This is a genomic window from Flavobacterium sp. (genome assembly GCF_035456085.1).
In the GTDB taxonomy this organism is placed as follows: domain Bacteria; phylum Bacteroidota; class Bacteroidia; order Flavobacteriales; family Flavobacteriaceae; genus Flavobacterium.
The window spans coordinates 15757-27024 of sequence record NZ_DATIDY010000083.1 but is presented as its reverse complement, the minus strand read 5'-3'; the positions used below and the strand labels follow the sequence as shown (position 1 = coordinate 27024).

Annotated in this window: 7 protein-coding genes; 1 reads left to right on the top strand and 6 read right to left on the bottom strand. The window is 33.5% G+C overall.

The window, feature by feature from the left end; all coding sequences use genetic code 11:
• Positions 1 to 334 (top strand): T9SS type A sorting domain-containing protein (locus VLC96_RS06425; RefSeq protein ID WP_325261462.1); only part of this gene is annotated, 334 nt, incomplete at its 5' end.
• Between the two features lie 302 nt (positions 335 to 636).
• Here the strand turns inward: VLC96_RS06425 and VLC96_RS06420 are convergent.
• The 6 genes from VLC96_RS06420 to porU all read right to left on the bottom strand — a co-directional run bounded on the left by VLC96_RS06420 (position 637) and on the right by porU (position 11163).
• On the bottom strand, positions 637 to 2487 hold the full coding sequence (locus VLC96_RS06420) for a hydrolase/aminopeptidase (RefSeq protein ID WP_325261460.1): 1851 nt from the start codon (positions 2485 to 2487) through the stop codon (positions 637 to 639).
• 86 nt (positions 2488 to 2573) lie between these two features.
• Positions 2574 to 4211 (bottom strand): dihydrolipoyl dehydrogenase family protein, encoded by a 1638-nt coding sequence (locus VLC96_RS06415; RefSeq protein WP_325261458.1) that lies wholly within the window; start codon positions 4209 to 4211, stop codon positions 2574 to 2576.
• A gap of 7 nt (positions 4212 to 4218) precedes the next feature.
• Entirely contained in the window at positions 4219 to 5217 is a 999-nt protein-coding gene (gene pdhA, locus VLC96_RS06410; RefSeq protein ID WP_325261456.1) for a pyruvate dehydrogenase (acetyl-transferring) E1 component subunit alpha, read from the bottom strand.
• 292 nt (positions 5218 to 5509) lie between these two features.
• On the bottom strand, positions 5510 to 5992 hold the full coding sequence (cdd, locus tag VLC96_RS06405; RefSeq protein ID WP_325261455.1) for a cytidine deaminase: 483 nt from the start codon (positions 5990 to 5992) through the stop codon (positions 5510 to 5512).
• 134 nt (positions 5993 to 6126) lie between these two features.
• Positions 6127 to 7293, bottom strand: coding sequence for a type IX secretion system outer membrane channel protein PorV (porV, locus tag VLC96_RS06400; RefSeq protein WP_325261453.1), 1167 nt, complete (start codon positions 7291 to 7293; stop codon positions 6127 to 6129).
• Between the two features lie 42 nt (positions 7294 to 7335).
• On the bottom strand, positions 7336 to 11163 hold the full coding sequence (porU, locus tag VLC96_RS06395) for a type IX secretion system sortase PorU (RefSeq protein ID WP_325261451.1): 3828 nt from the start codon (positions 11161 to 11163) through the stop codon (positions 7336 to 7338).
• Positions 11164 to 11268 lie beyond the last annotated feature (105 nt).

The following is an 11268-nucleotide window of genomic DNA, read 5'->3' as shown; positions in this document are numbered from 1 at the left end:
TAATGGTGATTTCTTGCTTAATGTGAGAAATGGGGAAGGCAGAGAAATTAGTTTTTCGATAAATGAGATTCAAAAGGCTAATGTGAAAATCTATGACAAATCGCATAATGTGATCTATGATGAAACGATAACGGGTAAAGGCGGTGTTATTAGAACCTACAGTCTTGAGGATTTTCCTGAAGGGGTTTACTTTTTGGAAGTGGAAACAAGCCTAAAGAAAGTGACTCATGAGATTGTGGTTGCCGATAAAATCACTTTATCGAGAAAGGCAGTGGCTGAAGTGTACAAAGGCGATTTGAAGATTAAAAATCAAAATGTAGCGGCAACAAATTAATTGTTTTTTGGTTAAGACAACTTAGTAGATGTGAAGAAAACAGCTCCAAATGGGCTGTTTTTTTTTGTTTTAGGATATAAGGACTAGTCACACTTACTTTTTATAACTAGGCGGGTTTTAAAATGGTAAATTACTTTAAGAATCTTTTTGAAACGTGAAGCTGCATGAGGGATGGGAATGGCATCCTTTTGTTTTGCTTCTTTAGCAAAATAAAAGATATAATGGACAGCCCGACCTCGTTGCTGTTCAAATAATATTATTTTAATACAAATAATATGCAACGAGGGCATGCCCAAAATATTTTATTTCAATAAAGGTTTTATGGCTTGAATAGTAGTAGTATGATAGCCGGTTTTTGCTTTTTCATAGATTCTTTTAGCCCAAGTTTTCCCTTCAGGTGTTTTGATCATTTGTTTATAGAGTGGCAACAATGAACCTGTTCGACTATATGAAGTCAAGAATTGTTCTATAGATGGATAAGCTTTTTTGTATTTATGTTGTATTGCTTGAATAAACCATTGGCGTTGGACAACGAAATTTCCACTATTGGTGAAATTAAATTCTTTGTCAATTTCTGCCATTTCTTTTGGAGTTATATCATTTGGCAAATAATCAATAAAATGTTGCTTTTCATTGGTTGATTTTATCTTTTGATTTAATCCTTTAACTCCGATTTTTTTCCACGTTTTTTGGATGTTATCAATAGAGTTGAAATCTTCTGAAATAGGGATAATGATATTATTTGGAGTTCCTGTTTTGTAAATCCAATCATTCAGTTTTATTTTATCAGCTAAGACTTTGTCGCCATTGATTAGATTTTTATTAAAATATTCTACAAAATCTTCTGTGGTTATAGATTGAAAGGCATGAGCTTTGAAATAGTCAGTTAGGAATTTATCAAATTTCTCACGACCGACAGCGGCTTCAACAGTTTGTAAAAATGCATATCCTTTTTCATACGGAATATCACTTAGTCCCTCATCTGGATTTCTGCCTGATGTATCTACTTTTAGTCGTGAATCAGGACTATTATTTCCTATTTCATCCAAATTGACTTTTAATGCTTTTCGGCTTAATACATCTTGCATTTTGGCTTCTTTAACTCCGAATACTTTTTCACCAATACGGTGTTCGACATAGGTTGTAAATCCTTCATTTAGCCAAATATCATCCCAAGTAGCGTTGGTTACTAAATTTCCACTCCAGCTATGCCCTAATTCGTGCGCTAATAAACTTGTTAGCGAACGGTCACCAGCTAAAACTGTTGGTGTAAGGAACGTGAGATTTGGATTTTCCATTCCGCCATAAGGAAAACTTGGTGGCAAAACGATGACATCATAACGTCCCCATTGGTAAGGGCCAAATAATTTTTCTGCAGCGTTTACCATTTTTCCTAATTCTTCAAACTCCCATTTTGCTTTATTAATTACAGTGTGTTCTGCATAAACACCAGTACGATTGTCAATTGGTTTAAACTCTATATCTCCAACGGCTATTGCCATTAAATATGATGGAATGGCTTTTTCTTGTCTAAAAGTATAAATGCCTGTTTTGTTTTTTTGTTGTGGGTTTGTAGCACTCATAACCGCCATTAAATCTTTTGGTACGGTAACTTTGGCATTATAAGTAAAACGGATTCCTGGTGAATCTTGGCAGGGAATCCAAGTGCGAGACCAAATACTTTCTCCTTGTGAAAACACGAATGGTTTCTTTTTGTCTGCTGTTTGTTCAGGTTTTAGCCATTGTAATGCTACACCATCTTTGGTTGTATTATAATAGATGTTGACTTTGGTAGTATTGGATTTTATTTTTATATGAAGTGGTTTTCCATGAAATTCAACTTCTTTCCCTAATTCAAACGTAGTTTCTTTTTCGTCATCTCCCAAAGTAACTTTGGTTATGTTTAAACTGTTTTCGTCAAAGATAATTTCGTCTCCTTTAGAATTATTTTCAATAATCCAAGAAGCTTTCCCTGAAATTGTTTGAGAATTAAAATCGACTTTGATATCTAAATCTAAATGCTTGGCAACCGCCTGGTTCGGTTTTGAAAAAGAATGAGAATCTTTTACAATTTCATGTTTAATTGTGGTTTCTTTTTTTTGACAAGCGGTGAAAACAATAATAATAATTAATAGTAGATTTATTTTTTTCATATAAATTTTATTTGCTTCTAAATTAAAAAGAAAAACCCGTTTTGAAATTTATTTCAAAACGGGTTTTATTATTAATACAACCAAGTTTATGCAAGCATAGTTACCGGGTTTTCAATGTATTGTTTCAATGTTTGTAAAAACTGAGCTCCTGTTGCTCCATCGATAGTACGGTGATCGCAAGCTAATGAGAGCATCATTGTGTTTCCAACAACGATTTGGCCGTTTTTTACAACTGGTTTCTCAACAATAGCTCCTACTGATAAAATAGCAGAATTTGGTTGGTTAATGATTGAGTTGAATTCAGTAATTCCAAACATTCCTAGGTTAGAAACGGTGAAAGTACTTCCTTCCATTTCTTGTGGTCCAAGCTTTTTGTTTTTGGCTCTACCTGCAAGATCTCTAACACTAGCACCAATTTGAGAAAGGCTCATTGCATCTGTGAATTTTAGAACTGGTACTACCAATCCGTCTTCAACAGCTACAGCAACACCAATATTTACATGGTGATTGATGGTAATAGCATCATCTTTCCATTGAGAGTTGATTTTTGGATGTTTTTTCAATGCTAATGCACAAGCTTTGATTACCATATCATTGAAAGATACTTTAGTGTCAGGAACAGTATTGATAACTGCTCTTGATTGCATTGCTTCATCCATTGTAACTTCGACTACAAGATTGTAGTGAGGCGCTGTGAATAATGATTCAGATAGACGTTTCGCAATGATTTTACGCATTTGCGAATTTTTGATTTCTTCAGTAAAAACTTCTCCAGCAGGTACAAATACTTTAGGAGCTTCGGCTTTAGGAGCTTCAGCAGCTTTAGGGCTTGTGCTTGGAGTTGCTGATGTTGCAGTTGGCGTAAAGTTTTCGACATCACTTTTCACGATACGTCCGTTTTCACCAGTTCCTTTTACTTGTGTTAATTGAATTCCTTTGTCGCTAGCTATTTTTTTAGCTAATGGAGAAGCTAAAATTCTTTTTCCATCGTTTACTGCATCCGTTACAGCTGGAGAATTTTCAGCTGCAGGAGTCTTAACTTCTTCTTTGGCTGCTGCTGTTGGAGCTGCTCCACCAACTTTATAGTTTTCAGCAATTCCGCTAATGTCTGTTCCTGCTGGTCCAATGATTGCTAAAAGGCTATCTACTGGTGCAGTACTTCCTTCTTGAATTCCAATGTATAATAAAGTACCTTCATTGAAAGATTCAAATTCCATTGTTGCTTTATCAGTTTCGATTTCAGCAAGGATATCGCCTTCAGCAACTGAATCTCCAACTTTTTTCAACCATGAAGCTACAGTTCCTTCCGTCATAGTATCACTTAAACGGGGCATTGTTACTACAACAACTCCTTTTGGCAAACTTGCTGCTGGTGCTGTTGTCGCAGGAGCTTCGGCTTTTGTTTCAGAAGTTACAGGCGCAGATTCTGCCGCAGCTGGCGCTGGTGCAGCTGCTGCTCCAGAAATTAATGCTGAAACATCTTCTCCTTCTTTTCCAATAATTGCTAGTAAAGAATCTACTGGTGCAGTTTCTCCTTCTGGTATTCCAATATATAATAGAGTTCCTTCGTTGAAAGACTCAAATTCCATAGTTGCTTTGTCAGTCTCAATTTCTGCTAAGATATCACCTTCGCTTACTTTGTCTCCAACTTTTTTAAGCCAAGCTGCTACCGTTCCTTCAGTCATAGTATCGCTCAAGCGAGGCATTGTTACAATTGTTGCCATAATTGATTTATAATTTATGAGGTGTGAATGGATAGTTTTCTTGTTCGTACACAACATCGTATAGTTGTTGAATTTCCGGATAAGGAGATTCTTCTGCGAATTGAACACATTCGTCAACAAGATCTTTTACTCTTTGGTCAATTACTTCAATTTCGGCTTCATTAGCGTATTTTTGATCTAGAATTACATCTAAAACTTGAGTAATTGGATCGATTTTTTTGTACTCTTCTACTTCATCCTTAGATCTGTATAATTGAGCGTCAGACATAGAGTGTCCTCTATAACGGTACGTTTTCATTTCTAAGAAAGTAGGACCATCACCACGTCTTGCTCTTTCAATTGCTTCAGTCATTGCTTCGGCAACTTTTACAGGATTCATTCCATCTACAGGCCCACATGGCATCTCGTATCCTAAACCAAGTTTCCAGATATCGGTATGATTTGCAGTTCTTTCAACAGAAGTTCCCATTGCATACCCATTGTTTTCAACGATGAAAACAACAGGAAGTTTCCATAGCATAGCCATGTTGAAAGCTTCATGTAAAGAACCTTGACGTGCTGCACCGTCACCAAAATAAGTCATGGTAACACCACCGGTTCCGTTGTATTTGTCTCCAAATGCTAAACCAGCTCCCAATGGAATTTGTCCACCTACAATTCCGTGTCCACCATAAAAACGGTGTTCTTTAGAAAAAATGTGCATTGAACCACCCATACCTTTAGAAGTTCCAGTTGCTTTTCCTAAAAGTTCGGCCATTACACGTCTTGGATCTACACCCATTCCAATTGGTTGAACGTGATTCCTGTAAGCAGTAATCATTTTATCTTTTGTCAAATCCATAGCGTGCAAAGCTCCTGCTAGTACAGCTTCTTGTCCATTATATAAGTGTAGAAAACCTCTAACTTTTTGTTGAATGTATAATGCCGCAAGTTTGTCTTCAAACTTTCTCCAAAATAGCATGTCTTCATACCACTTTAAATAAACTTCTTTTGTAACTTCTTTCATCTGAAATAATTCTTTTGCTTAAGTGTTATTGTTTTACAATTGTGACCTAGTAACGCAAAATAGTTTCCTTATCACAAATTTGCGCCCCGAAGAGTTCGGGATGCAAAAATAAGACATTCCTATTAAGAACTAAAAATTAAAAAGCTAAATTTTATTTTTTTTTTAAATAATGGGAAATGCTATTCTGAAAATTATATTAGTTTATAATAATTAGCTTTTTTGATTGGTATAAGCTTGTAAATAGGCCTTTGATTATTAGTAAATTGTAAATTTGCTTTTGTTTACTATTTTTTTATAGCATTTTTTTATCAAACATAAAAGGAAGCAAATTTTTTAAAGAGGCGGAATGATGTATTTCCCCCGTTTCCCCCATATAATAAATTTCTATAGGGCTGTTCTGACGAATTTCATATTCAGCTATAGATTGTCTGCAAGCTCCACAGGGAGGAACTGGTTCAGTTGTTATCTTGTTATCTGAATTAGCTGTGATTACCATTTTTAGGATCTTTGCTTTAGGATAAATTGTTCCAGCGTGAAATATAGCCACTCTTTCTGCACACAGACCTGAAGGATATGCTGCATTTTCTTGATTTGTTCCCAGTACTATTTCTCCATTGTCTAATAAAATAGCAACACCAACTTTGAAATTGGAATAGGGAGCATAGGCGTTTTGTCTAATTTCAATAGCTTTTTTTATTAGATTTTGATCTGTTTCCGGTATTTCATCAATGGAATCGAATACGTTAATTTTTGAGGTGATTGCTATTTCTTTCATTCGAGTACAGTTTTCTTAAATTTTCTATTTATTAAATAGTAAAATAATAACTTTTAGATTGGTCATTTAAAAACAAAAAATCCAAACTTCATATTTGAAATTGGATTTTTTCTATTTATTTATCAAAGTTTGCATTAGTAGTTTTCATATTTATCTCCAAAATTAAAAGATAAAGAGAAACGCAAAGTATTTTCTAATGGATTCTGTACTTTTGATGTTGAGAATAAGTAAGAAACATCTATTTTGATAGTGGTATACTTAAAGCCTGCACCAAGTGAGAAAAATTCTCTCGCCCCTTTATCTGGATTTTCATGAAAATATCCTGCGCGAAAAGAAAAAGCATCTTGGTAAACATATTCAGATCCTAATGAGTATGTGAACTCTTTTAATTCTTCGCTAAATCCTCCAGGTGCATCACCTAATGATTTAAACATACCGCTAAACCATCCTATATTATTATAATTATCATTGTTTTGCTGTTCTTCTTCGGGAGTTATAGTTCCATCACCATTTAAATCTGGATTTTGTGGAGTTGGAACTAATAGTTTGCTAACTTCTAGATTTACAGCAATTTTATTGTAGTCATCCAAGATAAAATCAAAACCTCCTCCAAGTTTCATATTTGCCGGCAAGAAGTTCCTATTAATATCATCATTGTCATAACTCATTTTTGGTCCCATATTCTGGAAATTAAATCCAGCTCTCCATCTACCATTAAAATCGTTGTATGCTATTTCTTCTGATTGGTAAAAGCCTGCCACATCTACTGCAAAACTACTTGAAGAACTTGAGTCATTATTATCTGTAGCTACTTTAAGGTTTGAATTTATGTAACGGCCAGCCACTGCCATAGAGAATTTTTCACTCAGTTTTAATGAATACGATAAATCCAAGGCAAATTCATTAGGAGATACTGTTATTGGTGCACTATCATAATCGCTTCTTAATTCGATATCACCTAGTCCAAAATAGCGAAAACTAGCGCCAAAAGCACTTTTTTCACTGTATCTGTTGAAGTAGTTTAATTGAGCAAGTGAAATATCATTTACCAATTCGGTTAAATAAGGTGTGTAACTTACTGAAAATCCTTGTTGATCTTCTGCAAAAGCATATTTGGAAGGATTCCATTGTTGAGAAAAATTATCAACGGATGTTGCAACTCCATTGTCGGCCATACCTGCTGATCTGGCATCAGAAGCTACTAAAAGAAAGGGAACGGCAGTTGTTATTACGTTTTTCTCTTGTGCATGAATAAAATTAAATGTGCATAAAAATGTAAGAAGTAAGAGGGTCTTTTTCATTATTTCAAAAAAAAATTAATTTGGCATAAATATACTATAATATTAAAGAATTACAAGTTTTTCAATTTTTTCTACTTTCTTATTCGACAAGCTTGATCTAACAGTAAGCTTGTAAACATAGACCCCTTTTCCAATTTTATTTCCAAAATCGTCTCGGGTATTCCAAGTTATATCTCGTGACAAAAAGCCTGGAGTTGTGATAGTTTGGTTTTTTGTCCAAACAACTTTTCCAGTAATTGTTAATACTTGAACTTGTACATCAAGTGGCTCATTTGGTTTATTATGAGTAAACCAAAATTGTGTGTAATTGACACACGGATTTGGGTAATTTAAAACATTGGTCAATGTTATTGATTCGTTTCCGACTACTGAAAACTGAATTTCTGTAGTGGTAGCGTTATTGTAAACATCCCACACAGTAAAAGTAATGGTATGAAGACCTATTTTTAAATTCCTAAGAGCAAAATGTAAATTTCCTTTTGTGTAACTATCTAATTCCGTTTGATAATAATCATTTAATATAATAGGATTAACAACATCTCCATCTAATACTGCTATAATATCATGACCAATCCCACCGGCAGTATTTATCCCATTTTCATCTTCCATATAAGCGATAAAAACAGGCGATTCATTAGTTATTCCGCCTGAAACAAAACTCTCGTCATTCATATATAACTTTACTTTTGGACTATTATTGTCTGCGATGGCATTTTCATTAATACCTCCAATTTTTATTGTTGTATCATAACCTGTAACGTCTTCTAATGACTGGTTTTTTTGGGCGTAGAAACTTATTTTTCCGTTATCTAATGGAATTCGGATGTCTTTTGGAACTATAAAATTGCACTCAAACTGCCCATTTGTTACGGTTGTATTCCCTCTAAAAATTGTCTCCCCTAAAGTTGTAAAATTCATAGCTGGACTGTAACCATCATTGTTTAAAGTGCTCTTTGTAATTTTTTTATCAAATAATATGGTAGACAAAACCCCATTGTAGGTTGTTATAGGGATATTGTTTTCATCTGTTATTTCTCCTGATATTTTCATTTTTGCCAATGATTTAAAATCTGGAATAACTTGGTTTACTGGAATGTCGTTTACTTTAGTAAGTATAATTTTTGGCTTAGGAATAGCAAGGAACAATGCAGGGTCGCCAAGGTAAAGCACCACATTTGTTGCACTATTAGGATTTTCATTTTTCGACAATCTTAATGCTTCTGCTATAGAAACATATTGATTTGATCCAAATGCCAATAGATGTTTGGCAAAAACCGCATTGAAATTTTCGGCACTAAATTGACCGATTGATCGGATAGTTGAAACTAGAGCAATCGCACCTCCTTTTGGATTCCAATAAATATATTCTCCAGCCGTAGGTCTCGATGGGTTGTCAAAACGAGAAAATTCACAAGTTATGGTGATGAATAAAGGGTATTTGTATTGATTGTTTAATTTTTGACTGTCTGATTTGTCCCAAATTCGTTCACTTGCCAAGCCATCTTCACCACCATGTCCCAAATAATTAAATATCAATGCTCCTTTTTCAAATTCGTTATAAAATTCAGATTTTGCTTTAGGGTATCTTTGGCCTCCAGCCGAAGCTTCTTGTGTGTAGGAGTCTAGGAAAATTTTGAATACATTTAAAAATGGTTTTTGATTTTCAATTTCATCAGCAACTATATTTTGTTTGGTTTGTAAAGAGGCATCGGTAAGTTTGTCTGAATCGTCAGCGATAGCAATGTACTTGTTTCTCCAAGAGCCATATGATTTTTTATCATGATATTCAATAACTTTGTTGACCATTTCCTCTGCTTGAGTTGTATTGCTAATAAGCATTCTTCCTGTGGCAATATCTACTCCTCCAAAATTTGTGATAATGTTTCCCTCTGAATCATCCATTAGTCCATAAAAGTCATCAGATGCAAAAGAAGCTTCACCTGTTGTATTACTGGTTAAGGATTCATATATAGGTACAATATTATTATTGTTTGTTATTCTGTTTTTGTAATCGAAAGAGGCGTCACCGAATAGATTTACATAACGTACTTTTTTCTCGTTTGAAGATGCATTGTCATATATGTACTTGATGCAGTTTCGAATAGCAGCTATATCTTGTTTTCCAGAAGCAAATTCCTGATAAATGGATTCGAGAGTAATAACTTTTACATTTAGATTAGAATTAACCCGATGAAAAGTAGCCAATTTTTCTGCTTGAGTTCTTAAAAAATCAGGAGAAATAATTATATAATCAATATCTTGAAATTGCCCTTGTGCATTTTTAAATACTGTACCTTTTATATTTGTATTAGTAATTTTGGATTTACTTTCTTTTAAAGGAGTATAATAGTCATTTGGATCAATGGCAATATATTTTTGAAGTTCGCCTAAATTTGCTTTAAATGAAAATACATTTCCGCTAGTATTTTCTGTTTTTGATACATTATATATGTCTGTAATATTCCAAATTTGGGAAATACTTGAAGCGTTAGAGAAATTATAAGATGCTACACCCAGACTTGAATTGGCTAAATCATATTGGAAAGGAAATTGCTTTCCAAATCCTTGGAGTTTACTTTTTGCTTTCAATCTGATAAAATCCAAAAAGCCTTTTGATCCAGGAACGCCGTTATTGTTATAAGTTAATTTTATTTTTATATTGGAAGAACCTGTAAAAGTTGCATCGGATAGTTTGTTGTTATAATATTGTATATCAGAACTTGTGTTTAATGCAGGAAAAGATACCGACCCAAGGTCAACTCCATTTGCTGCAACTTTAAATGATGTAGGTGTGTAAGCAGCCGATACTAAAGTAACATTTAAACTGACAGGTACTGAGGTGTCGATATTAACAAAATCAAACGAAAATTCTTGATTTTCAGTAATTTCAAAAGATTCTCCAACCCATTGACGACCCACTTGAGCAATACTTGTTTTGTCAATTTCGTGAATTTGATAGTCATCATAAGTTGTCAGGTTAATGGTACTTGCTTCGGTTGGCTGAAACATGTTTGTTATTCTTTTTCCGTCATCGCCCTGAACTGTGATATAATAATAGGACTTGTTGTCGTATAAATTTAGATATGTTTGACTTTCTTCATTCCAATTTAATGTTCCTTCTCCATAAAATAAAATATAATCTTCAGAATTGAAGACGCCGTCATTTTCTCCCTGAATTTGAATGGCATTTTCTTTTAAATCTGTTGGATAATAAGTGCTGTTTAAAAGCGGAAGCATTCTTCCACCGTTACCATATATTTTAATCTTTTTTGGATTAACTCCATTTAGATTTATTCCTAATTGTTGCAAAAAGTCTTTAGATATTTTATAAACTCCTGATTTTTCAATATAAAAACGATACCAGTCACCTGAGGCCAAAACAGAATTAACAATCGTAGCTTGTTTTTTATTTTGAATATTTTTTTTCGTTGATCCATTATTTATTGAATAAGAAAAGGATTTTACCCTTTTAAATCCTGCATTATCTTTGATTATGGGTGATATTTTTAAAAAATTTTGAATATCATTCCTCGATTTAGTGTTGTAAAGAGTAGCTTTTACTGACGATGGAATATTATTGATATTTAAATTTCCAATAGCTGATGGAAGTATTGATTCATAAGTGATATTGATAATTTGAATGCTTCTTGCATCTAAATCAGCACTAGTGTTTAAATTTAAATTGTAATATAAAGTTTGAGTAAAAGTGTCGTGAAAATAATTATTGCCCTTAAAAACAGGTGTTTGTGATTTGTTGTTCGTGGGATATATAGCGTTATTTTCTTCCCAATCTATTATAATGTCGCCCTTAATTTGTGCAAAATTTAGAATAGGATATAATAATATAAAATAAAGAAACACATTTCTCATAGGAGATCGATAACAATTTGGAGTGTAAATATTTGCTAAAAGTAAATAAAAAATATTAAAAGTCTTTTTTCTTGTTTTGTGTAATAAAAAATATATTTTTGCGTT